Raw genomic sequence first — 24,832 nt, 5'->3', positions numbered from 1 at the left:
ACTGCAGTTCTCCCATGTGTTCAGTGAAATTCCGTCGGCTGATCCAACCCGCCTCCTCGCGGTCGATCATGGATAGCCAAACGAACCGTCGGGCTTGACCGGAAGCTTGCGCTCCCAATGCACGTAACTGTCCCTGACCAATTCGGCCTCGTTGATCTCCACCCCCCAGCCCGGCCGGTCGGGCCGCAGCTGTAGATAGCCGCCCTCGGGCAGATAGGGGTCCTTGACGTAGGGCGCGTCGAGCGGCAGCCGGTATTCCAGAATCTTGAAATTGGGGATCGACGCCGAAAAGTGCAGGTTGACCGCGGTGGCCAATGGCCCCATCGGATTGTGCGGGGCGATCTGCACGTAATGGGCCTCCGCCAGCACCGCGATCTTGCGCATTTCCAGCATGCCGCCGACGACGCAGATATCGGGCTGGGCGATATCGCAGCCGCGGGCCGACAGCAGGTTGAGGAACTCGTAGCGGCTGTAGAGACTCTCTCCGGTCGCCAGCGGGCACAGCATCTTGGCCTTCATTTCGGCCCAGGCGGGAATATGCTCGGGCCGGATCGGCTCCTCGAAAAACAGCGGATCGTAGGGCGCCAGCGCATTGGCCAGTTGCACGGCCTGCCACGGGTCGTAAATCTTGGCATGCGCGTCAAAGGCGTATTCGAAATGGGTCGGCGACATTTCCCGCAGCTTGCGGAAATATTCGGCGCTGGTACGCACCACCTCGCCCCAACGCTCTGCATGAAAATCGACGCGGTAGGGGCTGAGCTTGAACGCCGTCAGTCCGTATTTTTCATTATGGCCCATGACCTGGTCCAGCAGATCGGCCGGATCGGGCGCCGTATAAACGCCGAGATAGACGCGCACCTTGTCGCGCACTTCGCCGCCGAGCAGCTTGTAGACCGGCAGGTTGACGGCCTTGGCTGAGATGTCCCACAGGCAATGGTCGATGGCCGAAAACGCCGCCAGATGCATGGCCCCGCCAGGGAAGCGCGCCTGCTGCTGCAATTTGAGCATCAGGAACTCGATGCGGCGGGGATCCTCGCCTTTGATCTGTTCGAAGAAGTAATCCAGAATTGCCGGCAGCGCGCGGTCGGGACCATGGTTGTAACATTCGCCCCAACCGGTAATGCCCTCATCGGTATCGATGGCGACAACCAGGCGAGGCCGGTTGCCGTCGTGGCTCATATAACTGCGCAGCGCGGTAATCCGCATTGTCGAAATTCTCCCACTCAAACTGGACACAACCGCGCCCTGCCATTCGCGATGAGCGAGCGGCCACAAGTTCCTGTCGTTTCATTGCGCGGCCGAGTGCGACTGCTCCTGACTGCCGGTCAGGCGACCGACAGCGGAAACCGCATGCAGGCTGCGCCTGCCACCGACCTGCGAGTCGTCAACTGTTGCCCGAAACGTCACCATTGCGGGTCGGCCGTCGATGTCCGAAGCTCCTCACCTCGCATAGAGAGCTATCCTGCGCCCCATTAGTTGTCAATTTAAAATCTCAACTTGCCACAAACGAACGTGAAATATGTATGGACAGTTGATAACTCCCCGCTTGGGCAAACTGCCGGAGCGTCGAACGCCGCGGTGGCCCGGCGCGGCAAAGCAGCAGCGTCGCGACACCATCGGCTGAGCCGAGACTTTCGACCGGCCCGCTGGTCGCTGACGCACAAAGATCCACGGAGGCCCGAACGTCCGAGGCGAGAGCGGACCTCGCCGGTGAACCAACCATCAGTTCCGGGCATGACAAAACACGCCCAAGGCCGTGACGGGATGCTTTGACAGAATCCGTTCGCCGATCCGGTTCAACGCCAACAATTTCAATGAGGTAGAAGTGGCGGAGAGGGTGAGATTCGAACTCACGGTGGAGTCACCCCCACGCCGCATTTCGAGTGCGGTGCATTCGACCACTCTGCCACCTCTCCGCGAGGTCGTAACGCCCCCCTTGCGGCGGGCTGGGTCGACATGGCCGGGCTTATGGCATAGCAAACACAGACCTGCAACTCCCCATCTGCGCCTGCAGCAAAACGAGATGGCTTTGAGCGCACGACCCCTCTTTGTCTACGGCACATTGCGCGATCCCGAGGTCCTGTACGCCCTCCTTGGCCGTACCCTGTCGGCATCCGAATGCGTCGGTGCCTGCACGCCCGGCTTCCAGGCCGTCCATTATCCGCAGCGCGTCTATCCCGCGCTGATCGCCGTGCCCGACGGCAACGCCCCCGGCCTCCTGCTTCATGACCTCAGCGCCACGGAGCTCGCCGTCCTCGATGCCTTCGAGGGCGACGAATATCGCCGCGCCTCCATTTCGGCGATGGCGCCGTACGGCACCGTCGAGGCCGATGTCTACCTGCCGGTCGCCCACATCCCGGCTGATGCCGAGCCCTGGACGCTGGACAACTGGACCAGGCTGCATAAACTCGGCGTGCTGGACGGCGAACGGCGCACCTCCCAGGCCCTACGCGACCGGCTCAGCGTCGCCCGCAAACCCGCCTTCTGAAGTCAACTTTTCGGGAGCCTGGGATTATTTCGCGCCCGCCGGTGTTTGACTACCGGATAACCCTGCGCAAAAAGGAATTGGACATGACCAACCGTCGTAACCTTGTCATCGGCATGGCTGCATTACCCCTCGCAACTTTAGTGACAGGGGCTCTGGGCCCCGTCTTTGCCCAAACGGAGGCCGCTTTGGACGGCGATACCCTCACCACCTCAGATGGCGATCTCATCATTCATCCGGTCAGCCATGCCAGCCTCCTGCTCGGCTGGAAGGACCAGGTCATCTATGTCGATCCCGTCGGCGGCGCCGCGGCCTATGACGGCCTGCCCAACGCCACCGCCATCCTGATCACCCACGGCCATGGCGACCATTTCGATATCCCGACGCTCGAGGCCATCGCCGGCAGCGCGCCGATCATCACCACCAAAGAGGTGCTCGACAAACTGCCGCAGGCTCTCAAGGCCAATGCCAAGCCGCTCGCCAATGGCGACAAGGGCACGCTGGTCGATATCCCGGTCGAGGCCATCCCGGCCCAGAACACCACCGCCGATCGAATGCAGTATCACCCGCCCGGCGTTGGCAATGGCTACCTGCTGACCTTCGGCGACAAGATCGTCTACGTCGCCGGCGATACCGAACCCACCCCCGAAATGCTGGCACTCAAGAACATCGCCGTCGCCTTCCTGCCGATGAACCTGCCCTATACCATGACCCCCGAGCAGGCCGCCGCGGCCGTCAACACCTTCAAGCCCGCCGTCGTCTATCCCTATCACTACAAGGGCAGCGATCCCCAAACCTTCAAGGCCGCCGTTGGCCCCGACACCGAAGTGCGCCTGCGCAAATGGTATCCTGCGGGCGCTTGAAGTATTGACTCCGGGCACATTTGCCACGATAAGCCGCCTTGGAATGCGTGCCAATTCAACTTGGCGCGCTTCTTTGGTTTATCAAACCGCTGCTTGAGGCTGCCCGCCGGACCCGTCCGGCAGACTGTCCGAAGACCGCAGAACCGGGGCTTGCCCCAAGGGTTCTTCTGCGGCGCCGCAAAGCGCGACACAAAGGGACCGGGCGTTTGCAACGCCTGGCGCAGATATGACTTTCGCCGTGATCAAAACCGGTGGCAAGCAGTACAAGGTTGCCGCCAACGACGTTATCAAGATTGAAAAGCTCGATGCCGAAGCCGGCTCCATCGTCACCTTCGACCAGGTGCTGATGATCGGCGACGAAATCGGCGCTCCGCTGATCGAAGGCGCGCTTGTCGCTGCCGAACTGCTCGATACCAAGAAGCAGAAGACGGTCATCATCTTCAAGAAGAACCGTCGCCACAACTATCGCCGCCGCAACGGCCACCGCCAGTTGCTGTCGACCGTGCGCATCACCGAAATCCTGACCGGCGGCGCCAAGCCAACCGTCCAGGCCGCCGCCAAGGTCGAAGCACCGGCCGCTGTCGTCTCGGTCAAGCCTGCGAAGGCCCGCGCAGCCGCCAAGGCTGCCGCTGCCACCGAAACTGCAGCTCCCGCCGCTGCAGCCAAGCCCGCTAAGGCTGCCGCCGCTCCCAAGAAGGCAGCGCCCAAGAAGGCCGCCGCCGTCGAAACCGAAGCCGCCGCTGAAAAGCCGGCGAAGAAGGCCCCGGCCAAAAAAGCCGCTCCCAAGGCCGATCAGGAATAAGGAAGAAGCACCATGGCACATAAGAAAGCAGGCGGTTCATCCCGCAACGGTCGCGATACCGCCGGCCGTCGTCTTGGCGTCAAGAAGTTCGGTGGCGAAGCCGTCATCGCCGGCAATATCCTGATCCGTCAGCGCGGCACCAAGTGGCATCCCGGCACCGGCGTTGGCCTGGGCAAGGACCACACCATTTATGCACTCGTCGACGGCAAGGTTGCGTTCCGCACCAAGGCCAATTCGCAAGTGTTCGTGTCGGTCGAGCCGGCACTGGCCGCCGAATAACCCGGCTTGGTCTGACAAACCGCGGCCGGGTGACCTGTTCCCCGGTTTGACGTTTGCCAAACCCATTTGATTGAGGGGAACCGGTCACCGGTTCCCCTCTTTCGTTTTGGATGCATCCCATGGCGAGCCTGCGCGACACACTTCCAGAGACGATCCAAACCGAGCGGCTGGTCCTGGCCACGCCGTCGCTGGCGCACGTCCCGGACATGGCCGTGCTGGCCAATAGCCGCGCTATCTACGAAGTGCTGTCGCGCCTGCCCCATCCCTATAGCGAGGACGACGGCCGCGTCTTTGTGCAGACCATCGCCCGCGGCCCCGCCGAATGGGCCTGGTCCATCCTGCGCGACGGACAATTCATCGGCACCATCGGGCTGCACCTGCTGCCCGATCAATTGCCCGAACTCGGCTATTGGCTCGGAGAGCCCTTCTGGGGGGTTGGCTATGCCACGGAGGCCGCCATTGCCGTCGTTGCCGCCGCTCGCACCGCCGGCGTCACCGCCCTGCGCTCGCGCGCCCTGCTGACCAATACCGGCTCGCGCAACGTGCTGCGCAAGGCCGGTTTTACCGAGATCGGCGAAGGTGTTGATGCCACCGGCACCCTGCAGGGCCAGGGCGTCGCCCTCATGCGCCTGGAGTTCGCCGCATGACCCAGGCCCGCGACGCCTTGCCCGATACCATCCAAACCGCCCGCCTTACCCTGCGCGCGCCGCATCTCGATGACCTCAACGATCTGGTCACCCTGGCCAACAATCCCAAGGTCATCATGATGACGGCCGGCCTGCCCCTTCCCTATCTGGAGGAACATGGTCGCGGCTTCATCGAGCGTTACAGCCAAAAACCCGGCAATCGCAGCTACGCTATCGCCGATGCCGAGAACCGCCTGATCGGCGTCATAGGCCTCTACTTTTTCGACGATAAGCCGGTCGAGCTCGGCTACTGGCTAGGCGAACCCTTCTGGGGCCAGGGATACGTGCCCGAAGCCATCGCCGCCCTGCTCGAAACCGCCCGCGCCACCGGCCTCTGCTCCACCATCAATGCCCGCGTACTGGCGGATAATCCTGCTTCGGTTCGCGTCCTCGAAAAGTCCGGCTTCGCCATCACCGAACACACCCACAGCGTGGTCGAGCGCCATCGCGGCAAGCCGCTGCTGATCCTGAGCTGGAGTGCCACACCATGACCAGCCTCGCCACCCGTCGCTTCATCCTGCGCCAGCCCGCCACGGGCGATGCCGAGCCGATCGCCCGCTATCTCAACGATTTCGATGTCGCCGGGAACCTGGCGCGCGTGCCCTTTCCCTATCACCTGGCCGATGCCCGCGCCTGGCTCAAGACCCGCCGGCCTGGCCTGCCGCTCGATGAGACCAATTTCGCCATCGACCTGCCCGGTATCGGCTTTGCCGGCCAGATCGGCTTTCATCGCGGCGCCACCGGCACCATATTGGGCTATTGGCTGGGCAAGCCGTTCTGGGGCCAAGGCATCATGACCGAGGCGGTGATCGCCAGCCTCGATTGGTATTTTCGCGCCAGCGGCGTTTCCGAAGTGATTTCCGGTGTCTTTGCCTTCAACCAGGCATCGCTCGCCATTCAGACCAAGCTCGGGTTTACCCAAACCGGACGCTCCACCCTGCTCTGCCTTGCGCGTAACGCCGAGGTGGAGCATATCGACACAATCATCACGCGGGCCGCGTGGACTGGAAGACCGCAATGAAATTTCTTGATCAAGCCAAGGTCTATGTCCGTTCGGGCGATGGCGGCGCCGGCGCCGTCTCGTTCCTGCGCGAAAAGTTCGTCGAATTCGGCGGCCCCAATGGCGGCAATGGCGGGCGCGGCGGTGACGTGGTCATCGAATGCGTCGACGGTCTCAACACCCTCATCGATTACCGCTACCAGCAGCATTTCAAGGCCAAGATCGGCACCCATGGCATGGGCAAGGACCGCGCCGGCGCCCATGGCGAGGATACCGTGCTGCGCGTCCCCGTCGGCACCCAGATTTTCGAGGACGACAACGAAACCCTGATCGCCGACATGACCGAGGTCGGCCAGCGCGTCGTGCTGCTCAGTGGCGGCAATGGCGGTTTCGGCAATGCCCATTTCAAGACCTCGGCCAACCAGGCCCCGCGCCACGCCAATCCGGGCATTCCCGGGGTGGAAAAGTGGATCTGGCTGCGCCTCAAGCTCATCGCCGATGCCGGCCTCGTTGGCCTGCCCAATGCCGGCAAATCGACCTTTCTGGCCGCCGTCTCCGCTGCCAAGCCCAAGATCGCGGCGTACCCCTTCACCACGCTCCATCCCAACCTGGGCGTCGTCTCCATCGGCGAGCGCGATTTCGTGCTGGCCGACATCCCCGGCCTGATCGAGGGCGCCAGCGAGGGCGCCGGCATCGGCGACCGCTTCCTGGGCCATGTGGAACGTTGCGGCGTGCTCGTCCACCTGATCGACGGCACCGAAGCCGATATCAAGACCGCCTACACCACCATCCGCTCCGAGCTTGCCGCCTATGACGAGCGCCTGGCCGAAAAGCCCGAATTGGTCGTGCTCAACAAGATCGACGCCATCGATCCCGACGAGCTCAAGGAAAAACTGAAAATCCTCAAGAAGGTCAGCAAGCAGGACGTCATGCTGGTCTCGGGCGTCACCGGCAAGGGCACCGATCTGGTGCTCTACGCCATCGTCGACACCCTCGACGCCACCAAAGCCGCCAAACTGGAAGCTGCGAGGCGCAAGGCCGAACCCAATTGGGCGCCCTGATGGATTTTGGTGCGGCCTTCTTCACCTTTCCCTTTGGGGGAGAGGTCGGCGCGCGGCGCCGGGTGAGGGGGCCTTCCTCCCGCATCTTATCGAGAAAAGCGCCCCTCACCCTAGCCCTCTCCCCAAAGGGGCGAGGGGACCAGACCGCGTTTGCGGCACGATCAAGCTACGCTCACCGCACCGCCCCCTCGCCCCTCCGGGAAGAGGGCTGGGGCGAGGGGCTCTCCCTCTTTGCGCTGAATCCAAGATGACCTCCCCCCTCGCCCCCTACCGCCGCCTCACCATCAAAATCGGCTCCGCTCTCCTCGTCGATAGCGGCAGCGGAAAACTCCGCTCGTCTTGGCTCGCCGACCTGTCCGAGGACATCGCAGCCCTCAAATCCGCCGGCACCGAGATCGTCATCGTCTCCTCCGGCGCCATCGCGCTCGGCCGCCGTCTGCTCAAGCTCGACGCAATCGCCCTCCCCCTCGAGCAATCGCAAGCCGCCGCCAGCGCCGGCCAGATCGCATTGAGCCAGGCCTGGGCGGAAGCGCTCGGCCGCCACAATATCGTCACCGGCCAGATCCTCATCACCCCCAATATCACCGAGGAGCGCCGCTACTACCTCAACGCGCGCACCACCATCGCCACCCTGCTGGGCCTTGGCGCCGTCCCCATCATCAACGAGAACGACAGCGTCGCCACCGCCGAGATCCGCTACGGCGACAATGACCGCCTCTCGGCCCGCGTCGCCACCATGATCGAGGCCGATTGCCTGGTGCTACTGTCGGACGTGGACGGTCTCTATACCGCTCCGCCCGCCAAGGACCCGACCGCCACTCACCTGCCGGTCATTACCAGCATCACCCCCGCCATCGAAGCCATGGCGGGCGGCGCGGCGAGCCACCTGTCGCGCGGCGGCATGACCACCAAGGTCGAGGCCGGCAAGATCGCCACGCAAGCCGGCACCGCCATGATCATCGCCAAGGGCACCGAAGCTCATCCGCTTCGCGCGCTCACTGACGGCGCCCGCCACACCCTGTTCCACCCCGCCCAGTCCCGTGCCCAGGCCCGCAAGCGCTGGATCATGGGCACGCTCGCAGTCGCCGGAACCCTGCAGGTCGATGCCGGCGCCGCCCGCGCTTTGCTCACCGGCAAGTCGCTGCTGCCCATCGGCGTCACCAAGGTCAAGGGCGCCTTCGATCGCGGCGATGCCATCGCCATCACCGATCCGGATGGTCACGAAATCGCCCGCGGTCTCGTCGGTCTCGATAGCGATGAAGCCCGCCTCGTCATGGGCAAACGTGGCCCCACCGTGGTCGAACTGCTGGGCGTGGGCAACCGCAGCGAGCTTGTGCATCGCGACAATATGGTCATGGTATCAAAGTCAGGAGAGGTTCTATGAGCGCAGTGTCATCGGTGACCGACATCGCCTCCACCATGGCCGAGATCGGCCGCAATGCCCGTGCCGCCGCGCGCGTGCTCGCCACCGCCTCTCCCGCCGCCAAGCGGACGGCCCTGCTTACCGCCGCCGGTGCCATCAATGCCCATCGCAAGAAAATCCTCGCCGCCAACGTCAAGGACATCGAGGCCGCCACACTCAAAGGCATTTCCAGCGCCTTCCTCGATCGCCTGACTCTCAATGATGACCGCATCGACGCCATGGTCGAGGGCCTCAAGACCATTGCCGAACTGCCCGACCCGGTCGGCACCGTTATCGCCGAATGGGACCGCCCCAACGGCCTGCATATTTCACGCGTTCGCACCCCGCTTGGCGTCATCGGCGTAATCTTCGAGTCGCGCCCCAATGTCACCGCCGATGCCGGCGCGCTGTGCATCAAGTCCGGCAATGCCGTCATCCTGCGCGGCGGTTCGGACAGCTTTCATTCCTCCCATGCCATCGTTGATTGCCTGCTCGATGGTCTTCACCTTGCCGGCCTGCCCACCGAGGCGATCCAGCTCGTTCCCACCGTGGATCGCGCCGCCGTCGGCGAGATGCTCAAGGGCCTCGATGGCAATATCGACGTCATCGTCCCCCGCGGCGGCAAGACGCTGGTCGCCCGCGTCCAGGACGAGGCCCGGGTGCCGGTCTTCGCCCATCTCGAGGGCATCGTGCACATCTATATTGACGAGACCGCTGACTTGAGCAAAGCCGTCCCCGTCGTGCTCAACGCCAAGATGCGGCGCACCGGCGTCTGCGGCGCCGCCGAAACCCTGCTTGTGCATAAGAACGTGGTCAGAACCCACCTCAAGCCCATCATTGATGCGCTGGTGGAAAAAGGCTGCGAAATCCGCGGCGACGCTGCCGTGATGCGGCTGATCCCCGAAGCCAAGGCCGCCACCGAGGAAGACTGGCACACCGAATACGAGGACGCGATCATCTCGGTAAAGGTCGTCGACAGCCTGGAAGCGGCCATCGCCCACATCGAGCACTATTCCAGCCACCACACCGAGGCCATCATCACCGAGGACCTGGGCGCGGTCGAAAAATTCTTCAACGAGATCGATTCGGCGATCCTGCTGCACAACGCCTCCACCCAGTTCGCCGATGGCGGCGAATTCGGCTTCGGCGGCGAAATCGGCATTGCCACCGGCAAGATGCACGCCCGCGGCCCGGTCGGCGTCGAACAGCTCACCACCTTCAATTACCGCATCCGCGGCACCGGCCAGACGAGGCCGTAGCAGTGAATTTGGGGGCACTGAATCATCAGTCGACGCCCTCCCCCTTGTGGGGAGGGATCAAGGGTGGGGGTTCTTTTAACGCTCACTCTGGCAGACTGAAGCACCCCCACCCCAACCCTCCCCACAAGGGGGAGGGAGGCCGACTGCTGGCCGATTGCCCGAAAAGCCAGATTTGACCCACCGCCCCATCCTCCGCATCCCCGGCATCACCGAACTGCCGCCGTCCGGCGCCGGCATGCGCATTGGCCTGTTTGGCGGCAGCTTCAATCCCGTCCATGAAGGCCACCGCCTCGTCGCCGAGCAGACCTTGCAAAAGCTGCAGCTCGACGCGCTGTGGATTTTGGTCACCCCCGGCAATCCGCTCAAGAATCACCAAGACCTCGCCCCGCTGGCGGACCGCGTCGCCGCCACCCGCGCCATGATGGATCACCCCCGCATTCGCGTCACCGGCTTTGAGGCCGCGCACGGCTTCACCTATTCGTGGCAGACCATCATGTTCCTCAAGAAGACCATGCGGGACCGCCATTTCGTCTGGATCATGGGCGCCGACAACCTGGTCAATTTTCACCGCTGGGAACGCTGGCAGGATATCGCCGCCATGCTGCCCATCGCCGTCTATGTGCGCCCCGGCTCCTCGCGCCGCGCCCCCGCCTCGCTGGCCGCCACCGCGCTGGCGAAATACCGCGTCGACGAGACCGATGCGGGACGCCTGGCCATGCATGACGCGCCCGCCTGGACCTACCTGCACGGCCTGACCTCTTCGCTCTCCTCCTCGGCCATCCGGGCCCGCCGGCGCGGCAAGCAGACCATCTAAGGCCGCCGCCTTGCACAAAGGCGTTAAAAAGCGCATATTGACCAGGTGTGACGATGATCACCAGAACGGGAACAGATCGCTTGTCCTTTGAAAAGACGTTGCGACATTCCGATCAACAACCAAGGATGCTACCCCCACGCATGACTCATGCTCTTATGGCATGGGCGGAAGGCCATTGCTGATGGCCGGTTTGCCCAACAATTCCGCTCCGGACACCGCGCCCACCATGGCGGCTCCCCTGCGCCCCCTGATCGATGTGATCCTCGACTGCCTTGACGATGCCAAGGCGGAAGAGACCATTGCGGTGGACATCACCGGCAAGTCGTCGCTGGCCGACCATATGGTCGTCACCTCCGGCCGCTCGCAGCGCCATGTCGGCGCCGTTGCCGACCAGATGGTCACCGCCCTGCGCGAAGCCGGTTACGGCAAGCCACGCATCGAAGGCCTACCCCATTGCGATTGGGTTCTGGTCGATGCGGGCGACGTGATCGTCCACATTTTCCGCCCTGAAGTGCGCGAGTTCTACAACATCGAAAAGATGTGGCAGGCCGATTTCGCCGCCGACGCCCACTAGCCTTCTGGGATGCGTCTCAGCATTGCCGCCATCGGCCGCATGAAGGCCGGGCCTGAGCGTGAACTGGTGGCGCGCTATCTCGATCGCGCCATCGGCGGCGGCAAGCCGCTGGCGTTGACCGGTTTCGACGTCATCGAACTCCCCGAATCCCGCGCCTCTTCATCGGCCTCCCGCAAGGCCGATGAAGCCAAGGCCCTGCGCGCCGTTCTCCCCGAAGGCATCGTCGTCGCCCTCGACGAACGCGGCAAATCCATTGGCTCCGAGGCTTTTTCCGCCCTCATCGCCCGCTGGCGCGACGACGGCCGCCCCGCCACCAGTTTCATCATCGGCGGCGCCGACGGCCTCGAACCCGCCTTCGTCTCAGCCGCCGACATGACCCTTTCGTTCTCGCCCCTCACGTGGCCCCACCAGATGGTGCGCATCATGCTGGCTGAGCAACTCTACCGCACCACCACCATCCTCTCCGGCCACCCCTACCACCGCGGCGATTGACCGACCGAAATCCCCGCATGGTTAAATTTCATTAACCTGCGGTTTTCCACGCTCTTGCTATGGTGCGAACACTGATTCGGGGCCGCGCCCCATGGATGGAGTTGGCATGTCGGTGCGTTCCGGCTTCAGGATTGGCATTGTGGCGGGCGTCGCGCTCGCCGCGCTGTCGGCCCTGCCATTGCTGGCCCAGACCGAAACGCCCGCTCCGACGACGACGACGGCGCCCGTCGAAACGGCCCCTGTCGCGGCGCCCCCGGCCGCACCCCACACGCCGGCCGTATCCGAACCGTCACCCACCGCACCTGTCGCCGCCCCGGCGCCGGCTGCCGGTACTGCGCCCGCAACCGCCGCTCCGGCTGCCGCTCCTGCCACCACGCAACCCGACGCCGCCGCCAGCCAGGCCGATCTCGACGCCGTCATCTCCTCCATCAGCCTCAGCAAGGAGCGTTCCGACGCGCTCAAGAAAGAGATCGCCGATATGGAGGGCGATCGCACCAAGCAGAACGCCGCCCTGATTGCCGCCGCCCAGCGCGTCAAGCTGGCCGAAATCGAGGTCGCCGATGTCGAGGAGCGCCTGTCCGACCTGATCGTCTCCGAGCTCGAGGTGCGCGGGCGCCTGGATGGCGCCGATAGCCAGATCGCCAATGTGCTGGCCGCCCTGCAGCGCATCTCCCTTAATCCTCCGCCCGCCCTCATCGTCGATCCCGACGATGCGCTAGGCTCGGCCCGTAGCGCCATCCTGATCGCCGCCATCGTGCCGCAACTGCGCGCCAAGGCCGATGCCGTCACTGCCGATCTCAAGAAGCTCACCGAGATCAAGCAGGCCGCGCTCGATGAGCAATCCGTGCTCGAAGCCAATTATTCCGTGCTTGAGGAAGAACAGTTGCGCATCGCCACCCTCATCGTCGCCCGCAAGCAGGGCGTCGCGGTGATGACCAGCCAGCTCCAGGCCGAGGAACAGGACGCTATCGCGCTCGCGGCCCGCGCCACCTCGCTCAAGGAACTGATCGATAGTCTGGGCCAACGCATGACCAGCGTCTCGACCGCCGCCGCCACCTCCAATTCCGAAGCCGCCGGCGTCGCCATGACCCCCGCGGCCATCCAGACTGCTCTCGCCAATACCGCCCGCACCGAACCGGCTTTGCCCTTCGGCCAGGCCAAGGGCTACCTCACTTTGCCCTCTAACGGCGTCAACGTGGTGGAGTTCGGCGCCGGCGATGGCTATGGGGGCATCAGCCAGGGCCTGTCGGTGGTGACCCGCGCCCAGGCCCAGGTCGTTGCGCCCGCCGATGGCTGGGTGCTCTATAAAGGGCCTTACCTCAATTACGGCCAAATCATCATTCTCAATAGCGGCCAGAGCTACACCGTCCTTCTGGCGGGCCTTGAAACAGTGAGCGTCGATATCGGCCAGTTTGTCCTGATGGGCGAGCCCTTGGGCACCATGGGATCACGCACAATTGGGCGCACCGTCACCACCAGTGCTGGCAACTCCCAGCCGACCCTTTATATAGAACTGCGACACGACAACGCGCCCATCGATCCGACCGGCTGGTGGGCCGCCCCGTCCAAAACGAGCTGAGAGTGGATAAACCCTGATGCGCTTTCCGACCATCCGCGCCGCCGCAATGACCTTGGCGCTGCTGCTGCCTGCGTCCACCCTCGTTGCCCAGGAGCAGCCGGCGGCGCCCGCACCGGCCACCGATCCCGCCGCCCCGGCCCCCGCTCCTGCTGGCGAGCCATCCACTCCCGCCCCCGATCAGGCACCGGACCAGGCCCCGGCGGCCGATCCTGCGCCCGGCGGCGAAGAGCCCGCCCCGACCGCCGCTGAAGCCGCCGCCGCTCCGCGCGATCCGCTTCAGGTCTATTCGGACCTCAACCTGTTTGGCGAAATCTTCGACCGTATCCGCGCCGAATACGTCGATCCGCCGGATGAGCAGAAGCTGATCCGTGCCGCCATCCAGGGCATGCTGACCTCGCTCGACCCCCATTCCGGCTACCTGCCGCCCGCCGATTACGACGCCATGCGCGAGGATACCTCGGGCGAATTCGGCGGCCTCGGCATCGAAGTCACCATGGAAGAGGGCGTCATCAAGGTCGTCTCGCCCATCGACGATACCCCCGCCGCCAAGGCCGGCATCCTGTCCAACGACCTGATCGTCAAGCTCGACGACATCGAAGTGCAGGGCATGACGCTCGACGCTGCGGTCGACAAAATGCGCGGCCCCCTGGGCAGCTCCATCAAGGTCACCGTGATGCGCGAAGGCGTCGCCGACCCGATCGATTTCACCCTGCAGCGCGCCACCATCGCCATGCAGGCCGTCAAATGGTCGATGGAAGGCGATGTCGCCGTGCTGCGCCTGTCGCGCTTCTCCGAGCAGGCCTTTGTGGGTATCGAAAAGGCCATCAAGGCCATCTATGCCCAGCGCAAGGACGTAGCCCCCAAGGGCATCATCCTCGATCTGCGCAACAATCCGGGCGGTCTCGTTGATCAGGCCGTGTTCGTCTCGGATGCCTTCCTCAAGCAGGGCGCCGTGGTGCTGACCCGTGGCCGCCTGCCGGCCGAAAGCGCCCGCTATGACGCACAGCCCGATGCGCTTGATGCCCTGATCGCCGATGTGCCGCTGGTGGTGCTGATCAATGGCGGCTCCGCTTCCGCCTCCGAGATCGTCGCCGGCGCCCTGCAGGACCACAAGCGCGCCACCCTCATCGGTAGCCGCTCGTTCGGCAAAGGCTCGGTGCAGTCGATCATCTCGCTCGGCCCCGATGGCGCCATGCGCCTGACCACCGCGCGCTACTACACGCCGAACAACCGCTCGATCCAGGCCCTGGGCATCCAGCCCGATATCGCCATCCAGGAAGTCGTGCCTGCCGAATTCCAGGGCAAGGACACTATCGTTGGCGAAGCCGGGCTTGCCGGCCACATCACCATTGCGGGCCAGGAAGAAACGACGGTTGGCTCCTCGGTCTTCGTGCCGGCCGACAAGGCCGACGATACCCAGTTGCAATATGCCATCCGCCTGATCGACGGCAAGGAGACCGACCCGGCCTTCCCCGCCAAGGGCGACTAAGGCCGCGAGCTTTCAGCCGAACTCGCTCCCTCCGCGCCGCCACCACCGGGCCTGTCCCGGTGGTCCATGGGGCGCGGTAACATCGCTGGATTGCCCGGACCCGCCGGGCAATGACGGCAATCCGGGTTCGGGCGCCCCTGAACCCGCGATGCTCTAAGCCCAAGCCGGTCTGTGTTATGTTTTGAGGGGACGAGGCCGGTGATTCGCCGCCTCGTCCCCTCACTATTTAAACCCCCGCGGGACCCCCAATGGCCAATGATCTCAGCACGCCGCTGACCAGCCGCAAACGCAAACCCAGTTCGGGCAAGCCGCGCAGCTTCCCATTGGCCCGCGTTCTGCTGGGGGTCATCGTTCTGGCGGTCGGCGGCTTCGTGGCGCGCCTGATGCTGGTCGATGATCCCGATGGCGGCCGCCCCAGCGAAGAGGTGAGCATCACCTCTACCCGCAACGGCAATGCGCTGGCCAATGATGTCGCCACTGGCCCGGTCACCATCACGGCTGACCCGCAGCAATATCCGGCCGGCGAGGCGCCGCTGACCCCACTGACGCCCACCGCCTCCACCGGCGATCCCTACGCCGCCCTGCCCGACTTCAGCGAGGAAACCGCCAACGGCCCGATTCCGCGCATCTCCACCACGGGCGAAACCCCGTTCAAGACCTATTCGACGCCCCTCGCCACGCCCCTCGCGCCCGGCAAGCCTGCCATCGCCATCATCGTCACTGGCCTGGGCATCAACGAGCAGGGCTCGCTCGACGCCATCGACCAGCTTCCGCAAGCCGTGACCCTTGCCTTCGCGCCTTATGGCAAGACCCTGCAGTCGACCGTCTCGTCCGCCCGCTCCAGCGGCCACGAAGTGCTGCTCGAAGTTCCGCTCGAACCTTTCGATTATCCGCAGAACGATCCCGGCCCCCAAACCCTGCTCACCGGCGAGCAGCCGCGCGCTAATCTGGACAAGCTGTTCTGGCTGATGGCGCGCTTTGGCGGCTATGTGGGCCTGATCAACAATATGGGCGCCCGTTTCACCGCCTCGGCCGCCGATTTCTCCCCGGTCATGGAGGAATTGGGCTCGCGCGGCCTGGGCTATGTGGATGACGGCTCGTCCAATCGCTCGCTGGCCCCCCAGCTTGCCGCCGGCAACAAGGTGCCGTTTACCCGCGCTGACCTGGTGATCGACACCAATCCGGCCCGTACACCCATACTCGCGGCGCTTGGCAGCCTTGAGGCCAAGGCACTGCAGAATGGCTCAGCTATTGGTATTGTGAGCGCCCTGCCCATATCAGTGCAGAGCGTGGCCGAGTGGTCGCGCGAGCTGGAGGCGAAGGGCATCACGCTCGTCCCCATCAGCGCCCTGATGAAATAGAAAGCGCCTCGCCATGCCCGCACGCCCCGCTCGTGAAACCTTGCCCTATCGCGATTGCGCGGGGATTGCCGTGTTCAATTCCGATGGCAATGTCTTCATCGGCCGCCGCAAGTGGGAGGGCGATCCCGAGGCCAGCGCCGAGAGTGGCGCGCCCTGGCAAATGCCGCAGGGCGGCATCGACAAGGGCGAGGACCCGCTCAAGGCCGCGTTGCGCGAACTGCACGAGGAAACCAATATTTCCTCGGTGAGCCTGCTCGCCGAAGCCCCCGAATGGATTTACTACGACCTGCCCGATGACGAGCTGGGCGTCGCCCTCAAGGGCAAGTATCGCGGCCAGCGCCAGCGCTGGTTCGCCTTCGCCTTCACCGGCAATGACAGCGAAATCGACGTGCTGACCCCCGGCGGCGGCAAGCACCCCGCCGAATTCGATGCCTGGCGCTGGGAACGCCTCAGCCGCACCCCCGGCCTCATCGTGCCCTTCAAGAAAGACGCCTACGACAAAGTGGTCGCCGCCTTCTCCGACATCCCCCAGCGGTTTACCCACGCCTGAGACGTCTTCACCTCTCGCCTCGCCTCTCTCGGGTCGGGTGAAGAGGCTTTCCACGCCCACGGAGTCATTCCGCGCGGGCAGGTGCTTCCTTCCGCTCCCTTCTCCACGCCCTGCTCCGCTTCCTTCTTCTCTTTCCTCCCGCGGGCTTGACCCGCGGGCCCTGATCAACACGGCACAAGCGGCCAATGGCCCTCGGATCAAGTCCGAGGGAAGATCAGTGATCGGGATGCACCAAGCCAAACCCTGAACGCTCTGGGGCGGCACCCGCCACGTCATTCCCCCACCGGCAGCCCGCCACCCCTTGACCACCGCCTCGCCACCCTCTCCAATGTCCCCATGAAAACCATCGGCCTTATCGGCGGCATGAGCTGGGAATCCACCGCCCACTATTACCGCGTGCTCAACCAGTCCACGGCGACCCGCCTCGGCGGCCTGCACTCCGCCCCGCTGCTCATCCACTCGGTCGACTTCGCCCCCGTTGCCGCCATGCAATCGGCCGGTGATTGGGAGGGCGCCGGCGCTATCCTGGCTCAAAGCGCCAAGACCCTGGTCGCCGCAGGGGCCGAGATCATCGGCCTCGCCACCAACACCATGCACATCGTCGCCGACACCATCACGGCCGGCCTCGACGCCCCGTTCGTGCACATCGGCGACCCCACCAGCGACGCCCTGCTTGCCGATGGCTTCGACACCGTCGGCCTCCTGGGCACGCGCTTCACCATGGAAATGGGCTTTTACCGAGAGCGCCTCGAGGCTCGTGGCCTCAAGGTCCTCATTCCGGAGGTCGGCCGCACCAACCTCAACGGCATCATCTACGAGGAACTCTGCCTCGGCATCATCCGCGAGCAATCGCGAACCATCTATATCGACGCCATCGCCCAACTCGCCGCCCGCGGCGCCCAGGCCGTCATCCTCGGCTGCACCGAAATCGGCATGCTGATCGACGACAGCACCAGCCCCCTGCCGGTCTACGACACCACCGACCTGCACGCCAAAGCCCTGGTCACAGCGGCCTTGGCCTAGCCTTACCTCGCCCCTTCGGGGAGAGGTCGGCGCGCAGCGCCGGGTGAGGGGGCCTTGCTGTCTAAGCCGCCCGGCGAACCCGCCCACCCTGCTGGTTCCCCAGCTTGAACACATCCACCACCCGATCCAGCTCGACGGCCTGCGCCTCGGTCTGCTCGATTGCCGCATTGGTTTGCTCAACCAAAGCCGCATTGTGCTGGGTCATCTCATCCATGGTGCGCACCGCCACGGTCACTTCCTCGATCGAGGAAGCCTGCTCGCGGCTGGCCCTGGCGATAGCGTCCAGCGCCTGGTGATTATCGCGCACCGCCGCCAGCATCTGCACCAGCTTGCCCGCCGCGTCGGAGACGAGCTTCGAGCCGCCCGCCACTTCCTGCGCACTCTGTTCGATCAACAGCTTGACGTCCGCCGACGCACTGGCCGCCGATTGCGCCAGCCGGCGCACTTCCACCGCCACCACCGCAAATCCCTTGCCCGCATCCCCGGCCCGCGCCGCTTCCACCGAGGCGTTCAGCGCCAACAGATTGGTCTGGAACGCAATGTCGTCGATCATGCCGATAATGTTGGAAATCTTGCCCGAACTCTGGGTGATCCGCTCCATCGCCTCAGTGGCCTTGGCCATCACTACGCCGCCCTCTTCGGCGGTGCGCGCCGTATTGCCGGCCTGCTTGCTGGCCATTTCGGCCTTGCCGGCATTGTCCATCACCGTGCCCGACAATTGCTCGATCGCCGCCGAGGTCTCCTCGATGGTCGCCGCCTGCTTGGTGGTACGTTCGCTGAGATCATTGGCGCCCGACAGGATTTCCCCCGTCGCGGTCTTGAGCGCTTCCGAAGTAGTCTTGAGCTGGGTGACGATCTCGGTCAGCCGGTCGGCCACCGCATTGGTGTCGCCCTTGAGCTTGCCGAACGCGCCCTTGTAATCGCCCATCACCCGGCGATCCAGCTCCGCCCGCGCGATCGCCGCCAGCACACCGCTGGTCTCGGACAGGCCCGTATCCACCGTCGCGACCAGCAGGTTCACCGCCTCGGCCACCGCACTCAGTTCGCCATCCGCAAAAACCGTTTCCAGCCGCCGCGACAGGTCGCCCGCCGCCGCCGCACCCACCACATCGGCCAAACTGCGATTGAGGCTGGCCGATTCGGCCGCCCGCTGCGCGTCGAGCCTGGCGCTGGCTTCGGCGCTCGAGGTCAGCTCGGCCCGGCTGCGCAAGGCTTCGGCGAACACCATCAATGCCAACGCCATGGCGCCGATTTCGTCCACCGCCTGTTTCTTGTCGATCGAGACCTCCAGATCGCCGGCGGCCAGTTGCCCCATGCTCGCCGTTATTCCGACCAGCGGCCGCGTCACTAGTTTCCGGCTCAGCGTCATCATGGCCAGCACCAGCAGCGCGATCAGCGCGGCCCCGCCCCAGGTGGCCAGGCTCGACAGCATTTCTGCCGTGCCCGTGGCCGCATTGGCACGCACATTGCCCGCCTCGATGGTGTCGGAAACCGACGCCATGCCAGTCTCGAGCGTGCCGAACACAGTTTCGAACGCCGGCAACTGCGCCTTGGCCTCATCGATCTTGCCTGCGGACGCCAATCCCACCAGCGTCTCCGCACTAGCGATATAGGCGTCGAGTGGCCCCGCAATGTTATCCAGCGCGGCACGAATATCGGCCGGCAGATCCAACGCCGTTTGTGCGTCGATCGAAGTGCGGAAGAGCTGCGAATACTCGGCCAGCTGGGCCTTGGCTTCGGCGGTCGTTGCTGCGTCGGCGCTCACGGCGGCATAGAGCGAGCGATAGACCACCCCGCGCATCGCATCGTGCATCATGTCCGCAGTCATCTGGTCACGCATCGAACTCATCAGCACTGCTGAATTGTGCTCCGCCTGGGTAAATGTCTGGCCCACCAGAAAACTCGACCCCGACATGACGGCGCCCGTCACCAGCACGGCGCCACACACGCAGGCAACCATCGTTGCAAATTTCATGACGCATCTACTTCTGTTGCTGGCAGCCGGAAGTGAAATTCAGGCCATGCGAATAGTGTACAGCGCGGAACTTAATGAAGTCGTAACCATACTTACCCGACCCGACCATCTCACGCGGCGCGACGGTCGGCCCGGCGCGCAGCATTGCGGCCGATCACCGGCGCCTCTTCCAGCGTGAACACATCGACGATGCGATCCAGCTCGCTTGCCTGCGCTTCGGTCTGTTCGATAGCCGCATTGGTTTCTTCCACCAGCGCCGCATTGTGCTGGGTCATCTCGTCCATCAACCGCACCGCGATCGCCACTTCCTCGATCGCCGAGGCCTGTTCCTTGCTGGCCGAGGCAATATCGAGCAACAGCGCATTGTTTTCGCGCACCGCGCCCTGCATGGCCGAGAGCTTGTCGGCCGCTTCCGCCACCAGCTTGCTGCCGCCCGCCACCTCGGTAGCCGAAATTTCGATCAGTGCCTTGATCTCGGCCGAAGCGCCCGCCGCCGATTGCGCCAGCCGCCGCACTTCCACCGCCACCACGGCAAATCCCTTGCCGGCGTCCCCGGCCCGCGCCGCTTCTACCGAAGCGTTCAGCGCCAACAGGTTGGTCTGGAACGCAATGTCGTCGATCAGCCCGATAATATTGGAAATCTTGCCCGAAGACTGCGTGATCCGCTCCATCGCATGGGTGGCGCGACCCATCACGGCCCCGCCATCTTCGGCGGCCCGCGAGACCATGTCGGCCTTGGTGCTGGCCGACGCCGCCTTGACGGCATTCTCGTTGACCGTGCCGGCCAGTTGCTCCACCGCCGCCGACGTCTCTTCGATGGTCGCCGCTTGCCTCGTGGTCCGTTCGCTCAGATCGTTGGCGCCCGCCAGGATTTCCCCGGTCGCGGTTTTCAGTGATCTCGACGTCTGGCGCAATTGCCCCACGATATCGGTCAATTGTTCGCCCACCTTGTTGGTGCTGTCGCGCAGCGCGCCGAACGCCCCATGGTAGTCGCCCTGCATGCGCACGCTGAGATTGGTATCGGCCAGCGCCGACAAGACGGTCTGCGTCTCGTCCAGCCCGCGCTCGACCGTCGCCACCAGGTTGTTGACGCTGCTGGCCAGCAGGTTCAGCTCGTCATCGGGGAAGTCCGCCATCACCCGCTGGCTGAAATCGCCGGCCACAGCGGCGTCGACTACCTGCCCGAATGCCACCAGCAGCGATCCCATCATGTCGGTGCGCTCGCCCTGCGCCCGCGCCTGCCGTGCCTGCTCGGCGCTGTTCATTTCGGCAACCTTGAGCCCGTTGTCGCGGAACACCGCCACGGCCCGCGCCATCTCGCCCAGCTCATCCTGCCGCCCGGTGCCCGGCACTGTCTCGACATCGGCCGGGTCGGCCGCGATAGCGCTCGCCGTATGCACCAGCTTGCGCAGCGGTCCGGTAATGCCACCCCGCACGAAGGCATAGAGCCCAGCCACCAGCAGCGCCATCAGCCCCAGGCTGATCGCCGCATTGTTTAGCGCTGACTGGCTCTGGCGCGCCAGGGCCTCGCTCATGTCCCAGACGAACACCGCAGTGCCCACAATGGCCTTGTCCGGCCCGAAATGCGCCGGCACGGCCACGAATGTCATCGCGCCGGTGGTCATGTGCTGCACCGCGTCGGCCCCATTGGCGGTCTTGGCCAAGGCCGCCATGTCGGCCGCATAGCTCTCGGCGCCTTCGGTGGCGACAATCTGAGCGCCCTGCAGGTCGAAGCTGGCGCCGGCGGCGAATTGCTGACCCAACAGGGCCTTCAGCCCGCCATAAGTGGCCGTAATGGTCTCCGGCTTGCCAAAGCGGATGCCGCCCGCCAGTTGCTCGGTGCTGGCGCCGGCGACGATCACATTGGCCCGCTCCAGTTCACCGCGCAGCAAGGCGCTGTTCTGAGTGGTCGACAGCCAGATATTGGCACCCGCCCCCATCACCATGGTCAATATGACCAGACCGACGATCTTCTGGGTCAGCGAAATCTTCAGCGCCATGATGGCCTCAATCCGGGGAATAGGGCCGGCGACTAACCGCCGGCCGGTTTATTACAAAGCCGAAACGTCGACGCCAACGGTGATGGCACCAATCACGGCGCCAGTGGCCGGATCGGAGATCGGCACGCTCACTTGGCTCTGGAACACTTGGGTGCTCTCGTCCTGCTCGACGTCGCCGAGATTGACAGCATCGGCGCCGGCACCAAAACTCTTGGTGAACTTGTCCTCGTCGCCCTGCCAATAGTCGGAGGTCAGCGTGCTTTGCGCGACATTGAGCCCCTTGGCGTCCATGGCGAAGATTTCGGTATACTTGCCCGCCGAGGCGTCCTGCACGCCCTTGAGATATTGCGAGGCGGCATTGCCCAGCGTCGCGTCGATCAGCGGCTTGCTGGCGGCGCCCACTTCGGCCTTCCACTGCGCGTCGAGCGCATCGATCTTGGCCTGGTCATAGCTGGCCGTAACCGCATTCTGCGCCACGATGGCGGCGACTAGCGCCGGGTCCGACGCGAAGGCTTTGATCTCGCCATTGGCCAGCGCGGTCAGCGGCGCGGTGAATTCATCGGCCTGGGCCGGAACAGCCAGCGTCAAGGCCAGCGCGACGCCGGCCATGCTCTTCAATACAACAGAAAAATGCACGTGTGCCCCCTGAGCAATCTCTGCCCAGGGCGATGCGGTAAACTGCCCTGGACTTGGGCAAATCATCCGTTTTTATCGTAAAGACTCGGTGAAGACCCGTACGTAGCGCCCGCAGAGCGGCGCAAACCGTTCACAGTGCTCGAAAGAATTTACGCGACACGGCGCGTCCCTACCCCACTATTGCGGCTTTGCTCAGTCGCTGGCGCCACTTGGTCGAGCGTAAACACCGCCACGATCCGATCCAGCGTCGTTGCCTGCGTCTCGGTCTGCTCGATTGCCGCATTGGTTTGCTCAACCAGCGCCGCATTGTGCTGGGTCATTTCGTCCAGCGTATTGACCGCCACCGAGACCTCGCCGATCGCCGCAGCCTGCTCCTGGTTCTCACGCACCATGGTGTCCATCATCGCCGTATTGGCGCGGGTGCGCTCCAGCATGGCCTGCAGCCGTGCGGCCGCGTCGGCCACCAGCTTGGAGCCCTTGGTGACCTCGGTTGCCGATTGTTCGATGAGCCGTTTCACGTCGGCCGACGCGCTGGCCGCCGATTGCGCCAGCCGGCGCACTTCCACCGCCACCACCGCAAATCCCTTGCCCGCATCACCCGCCCGCGCCGCCTCGACCGAGGCGTTCAGCGCCAGAAGATTGGTCTGGAAGGCGATATCGTCGATCAACCCGATAATGTTGGAAATCTTGGCCGACGAGGCTTCGATCCCGCTCATCGCCGCATTGGCCTTTTCCATCACTTCGCCGCCCTCTTGGGCGGTGCGCGCGACGAGGCCGGCATCGGTGCTGGCCTGCTGCGCCAGCTTGGCATTGCGGGTCACGGTCTGGGCCAGTTGCTCCATCGCCGCCGCCGTCTCCTCGATGGTCGCGGCCTGCCGTGTGGTGCGTTCGCTCAGATCATTGGCGCCCGACAGGATTTCTCCGGTCGCGGTCTTGAGCGTGCGCGAGGTCGCCTTGATCTGGCCCACCACCGCGCCGAATTTGTCGACCGTATCGTTGAGCGCCGTCCGCAGCCCCTCGAATTCCGGCTGGAACGCAGTATCGATGCGCGCGGTCAGATCGCCTTCCGCCAGCTTTTCGAGCCCCGCGCCGACCGCCGCCACCGCCTGCTTTCGCGCCGTCACGTCGATGGCGAACTGCACCACCTTATAGGGCGCCCCATCGGTGCCCATGATCGGGTTGAACGTGCTCTGGATCCACAGCTCGCCGCCGTTCCGCGTCTTGCGACGATATTCACCGCTCTTGAACGCGCCATCGGCCAACTCGCGCCAGAATTGCTGATAGCCGTTCGAACTCGGATCGGCATCGAATAGGAACAACGCATTGGACTGCCCCCGAATTTCGGCACTGCTATAGCCCAATAGCTTGAGAAAATTCTCGTTGGCGCTCAGCACCTCGCCGCCGAGGCTGAACTCCACCACCATCTGCGACATCGAAATGGCGTTGAGCTGGCCGGCATGGTCGGCCGCCCGCTCCAGATGCTGGTCGGTCTCGGCGCCGAGTTCCGCCACGCGCAAGCTATTGCCACGGAACACTTCCACCGCCCGCGCCATGGTGCCGATTTCGTTGCGCCGTTCGGTATAGGGCACGACAGTGTCCAATTCCCCCGCCGCAATCGCATTCATCACGCCCGACAGTTTTGGGATCGCCTTGGTCAGTTGCCGCGAAAGCAGCAGGCCCAGCGCGCCGATGATCACCAGCGCCCCGCCGCCCACCATGGCCAGCATGCTCAGCGTCGTGCCAACCACCGCTGCGATCGGGCCGCGCGCCACCGCCACTTCCAGCGCCCCGATCACCGTGCCGTCCGCCATGCGGATCGGCTGGTGCAGGGTGTAATAGTCCACGCCGTTGAGCATGGTCTCGCCCCGCACCGGCGTGCCTGCCATCATCGCCTCATAGAGCCCGTCACCCGCCACGATGGGCGCATCCAGCATCCGCTCGCCCGCGGCGTCGAGCAGGCTCGTCGTGCCGACGATGAAATCGGGACCAACTTCGGGATTGTAGACATAGATCGCCGCCTGCTGCGCGGTGGTGCGCGCGATGGTGTCGATCACGTCATGGCTGCGGAAGCGCGGCATCGAGCGCATCTGCAATTCGGCGACGTTGCCGGCGTCGTCGGCGGTCACCTCGAGGCTGGGCAGGTTGACCTGCAGGATCGCCGCCGTGATACGGGTTGCCGCCGCCACTTCCTTGTCGGCGTCGTCGCGGGCCGAACCCGATAGCGTGATGAACACGCCCAACGACACTGCCAGGATCGCAATAGCGATCGAACTCACCGCCATGGCGGCAATGGCGAAGGTCAGCCTGATATTGCCAAACACCCTTCCGAAAAGCTTGCCCATGCCCCAAAGCCCCACTTGGCCGCCATGTTGCCATGCCGGCGCGTCCACACCTGGGCGTCAGAGTGCGCAAAAATCCTTAAGCAGGCGTTTATGTCGTGATAATTTCATAGGCGAACCAAGCACTTGCCTATTTGTTGAGCGTAATCGTCGCAATCCATGG

At 64.5% G+C, this 24,832-nt stretch carries 23 protein-coding genes and 1 tRNA gene; 18 read left to right on the top strand and 6 right to left on the bottom strand.

Translation table 11 applies throughout. The annotated features are described in order from the left end of the window. Window positions 1-66 precede the first annotated feature (66 nt). Both ABIB57_RS08960 and ABIB57_RS08955 read right to left on the bottom strand, forming a co-directional pair. The gene (locus ABIB57_RS08960; RefSeq protein ID WP_354040121.1) at window positions 67-1,206 is read right to left on the bottom strand and encodes a mandelate racemase/muconate lactonizing enzyme family protein; all 1,140 of its coding nucleotides are present in this window, start codon (window positions 1,204-1,206) and stop codon (window positions 67-69) included. Window positions 1,207-1,826: 620 nt separating this feature from the next. Continuing rightward, a tRNA-Ser gene (locus tag ABIB57_RS08955) sits at window positions 1,827-1,916 on the bottom strand. A 113-nt stretch (window positions 1,917-2,029) separates the two neighbouring features. Between ABIB57_RS08955 and ABIB57_RS08950 the strand changes: the two genes are divergently transcribed. From ABIB57_RS08950 to ABIB57_RS08865, 18 genes are all read left to right on the top strand, one after another. Continuing rightward, the gene (locus tag ABIB57_RS08950; RefSeq protein ID WP_354040119.1) at window positions 2,030-2,488 is read left to right on the top strand and encodes a gamma-glutamylcyclotransferase family protein; all 459 of its coding nucleotides are present in this window, start codon (window positions 2,030-2,032) and stop codon (window positions 2,486-2,488) included. Window positions 2,489-2,571: 83 nt separating this feature from the next. Then, entirely contained in the window at window positions 2,572-3,348 is a 777-nt protein-coding gene (locus ABIB57_RS08945) for an MBL fold metallo-hydrolase (protein WP_354040118.1), read from the top strand. A 226-nt stretch (window positions 3,349-3,574) separates the two neighbouring features. Continuing rightward, on the top strand, window positions 3,575-4,150 hold the full coding sequence (rplU, locus tag ABIB57_RS08940; protein WP_354040117.1) for a 50S ribosomal protein L21: 576 nt from the start codon (window positions 3,575-3,577) through the stop codon (window positions 4,148-4,150). 12 nt (window positions 4,151-4,162) lie between these two features. Next, window positions 4,163-4,429: a 50S ribosomal protein L27 gene (gene rpmA, locus ABIB57_RS08935; RefSeq protein WP_354040115.1), complete on the top strand. Its 267-nt coding sequence runs from the start codon at window positions 4,163-4,165 to the stop codon at window positions 4,427-4,429. A 119-nt stretch (window positions 4,430-4,548) separates the two neighbouring features. Beyond that, window positions 4,549-5,076, top strand: a complete 528-nt coding sequence (locus ABIB57_RS08930) for a GNAT family N-acetyltransferase (protein WP_354040114.1) — start codon at window positions 4,549-4,551, stop codon at window positions 5,074-5,076. Continuing rightward, on the top strand, window positions 5,073-5,606 hold the full coding sequence (locus ABIB57_RS08925) for a GNAT family N-acetyltransferase (protein ID WP_354040112.1): 534 nt from the start codon (window positions 5,073-5,075) through the stop codon (window positions 5,604-5,606). Before ABIB57_RS08930 ends, ABIB57_RS08925 begins: the two co-directional genes overlap by 4 nt. After that, the gene (locus ABIB57_RS08920; RefSeq protein ID WP_354040110.1) at window positions 5,603-6,136 is read left to right on the top strand and encodes a GNAT family N-acetyltransferase; all 534 of its coding nucleotides are present in this window, start codon (window positions 5,603-5,605) and stop codon (window positions 6,134-6,136) included. Before ABIB57_RS08925 ends, ABIB57_RS08920 begins: the two co-directional genes overlap by 4 nt. Further along, window positions 6,133-7,176 carry a GTPase ObgE gene (obgE, locus tag ABIB57_RS08915; RefSeq protein ID WP_299731810.1) on the top strand — a complete coding sequence of 348 codons (1,044 nt, stop codon included), beginning with the start codon at window positions 6,133-6,135 and terminating at the stop codon, window positions 7,174-7,176. The genes ABIB57_RS08920 and obgE overlap by 4 nt, the downstream gene beginning before the upstream one ends. Window positions 7,177-7,423: 247 nt before the next feature. Continuing rightward, window positions 7,424-8,560, top strand: a complete 1,137-nt coding sequence (gene proB, locus ABIB57_RS08910) for a glutamate 5-kinase (protein ID WP_354040108.1) — start codon at window positions 7,424-7,426, stop codon at window positions 8,558-8,560. Beyond that, window positions 8,557-9,837 carry a glutamate-5-semialdehyde dehydrogenase gene (locus tag ABIB57_RS08905; protein WP_354040107.1) on the top strand — a complete coding sequence of 427 codons (1,281 nt, stop codon included), beginning with the start codon at window positions 8,557-8,559 and terminating at the stop codon, window positions 9,835-9,837. The genes proB and ABIB57_RS08905 overlap by 4 nt, the downstream gene beginning before the upstream one ends. 172 nt (window positions 9,838-10,009) lie before the next feature. Continuing rightward, window positions 10,010-10,651, top strand: coding sequence for a nicotinate-nucleotide adenylyltransferase (locus ABIB57_RS08900; protein ID WP_354040106.1), 642 nt, complete (start codon window positions 10,010-10,012; stop codon window positions 10,649-10,651). 226 nt (window positions 10,652-10,877) lie between these two features. Beyond that, window positions 10,878-11,225: a ribosome silencing factor gene (gene rsfS / locus ABIB57_RS08895; RefSeq protein WP_354040601.1), complete on the top strand. Its 348-nt coding sequence runs from the start codon at window positions 10,878-10,880 to the stop codon at window positions 11,223-11,225. Window positions 11,226-11,234: 9 nt separating this feature from the next. After that, window positions 11,235-11,717 carry a 23S rRNA (pseudouridine(1915)-N(3))-methyltransferase RlmH gene (rlmH, locus tag ABIB57_RS08890; RefSeq protein ID WP_354040104.1) on the top strand — a complete coding sequence of 161 codons (483 nt, stop codon included), beginning with the start codon at window positions 11,235-11,237 and terminating at the stop codon, window positions 11,715-11,717. Window positions 11,718-11,823: 106 nt separating this feature from the next. After that, the gene (locus ABIB57_RS08885) at window positions 11,824-13,296 is read left to right on the top strand and encodes a murein hydrolase activator EnvC family protein (protein ID WP_354040102.1); all 1,473 of its coding nucleotides are present in this window, start codon (window positions 11,824-11,826) and stop codon (window positions 13,294-13,296) included. A gap of 16 nt (window positions 13,297-13,312) precedes the next feature. Beyond that, window positions 13,313-14,785, top strand: a complete 1,473-nt coding sequence (locus tag ABIB57_RS08880) for a S41 family peptidase (protein ID WP_354040100.1) — start codon at window positions 13,313-13,315, stop codon at window positions 14,783-14,785. Window positions 14,786-15,033: 248 nt separating this feature from the next. After that, window positions 15,034-16,146 (top strand): divergent polysaccharide deacetylase family protein, encoded by a 1,113-nt coding sequence (locus ABIB57_RS08875; RefSeq protein ID WP_354040099.1) that lies wholly within the window; start codon window positions 15,034-15,036, stop codon window positions 16,144-16,146. 13 nt (window positions 16,147-16,159) lie between these two features. Next, window positions 16,160-16,696 carry an RNA pyrophosphohydrolase gene (locus ABIB57_RS08870; RefSeq protein ID WP_354040097.1) on the top strand — a complete coding sequence of 179 codons (537 nt, stop codon included), beginning with the start codon at window positions 16,160-16,162 and terminating at the stop codon, window positions 16,694-16,696. Between the two features lie 336 nt (window positions 16,697-17,032). Further along, window positions 17,033-17,719, top strand: coding sequence for an aspartate/glutamate racemase family protein (locus ABIB57_RS08865; protein ID WP_354040095.1), 687 nt, complete (start codon window positions 17,033-17,035; stop codon window positions 17,717-17,719). Between the two features lie 61 nt (window positions 17,720-17,780). On the opposite strand, the gene ABIB57_RS08860 is transcribed toward ABIB57_RS08865, so the two are convergent. The 4 genes from ABIB57_RS08860 to ABIB57_RS08845 all read right to left on the bottom strand — a co-directional run bounded on the left by ABIB57_RS08860 (window position 17,781) and on the right by ABIB57_RS08845 (window position 24,672). Beyond that, window positions 17,781-19,694, bottom strand: coding sequence for a methyl-accepting chemotaxis protein (locus ABIB57_RS08860; RefSeq protein WP_354040093.1), 1,914 nt, complete (start codon window positions 19,692-19,694; stop codon window positions 17,781-17,783). 110 nt (window positions 19,695-19,804) lie between these two features. Continuing rightward, window positions 19,805-21,694, bottom strand: coding sequence for a methyl-accepting chemotaxis protein (locus ABIB57_RS08855; RefSeq protein ID WP_354040091.1), 1,890 nt, complete (start codon window positions 21,692-21,694; stop codon window positions 19,805-19,807). A 51-nt stretch (window positions 21,695-21,745) separates the two neighbouring features. Next, entirely contained in the window at window positions 21,746-22,330 is a 585-nt protein-coding gene (locus ABIB57_RS08850) for a hypothetical protein (protein WP_354040089.1), read from the bottom strand. A gap of 149 nt (window positions 22,331-22,479) precedes the next feature. After that, window positions 22,480-24,672, bottom strand: coding sequence for a methyl-accepting chemotaxis protein (locus tag ABIB57_RS08845; protein WP_354040087.1), 2,193 nt, complete (start codon window positions 24,670-24,672; stop codon window positions 22,480-22,482). Window positions 24,673-24,832 lie beyond the last annotated feature (160 nt).

Origin of the sequence: Devosia sp. UYZn731 (genome assembly GCF_040546795.1) — a bacterium.
Classification (GTDB): Bacteria; Pseudomonadota; Alphaproteobacteria; order Rhizobiales; family Devosiaceae; genus Devosia.
The sequence above is the reverse complement of the archived record's forward strand: the minus strand, read 5'-3'. Positions and strand labels throughout refer to the sequence as shown.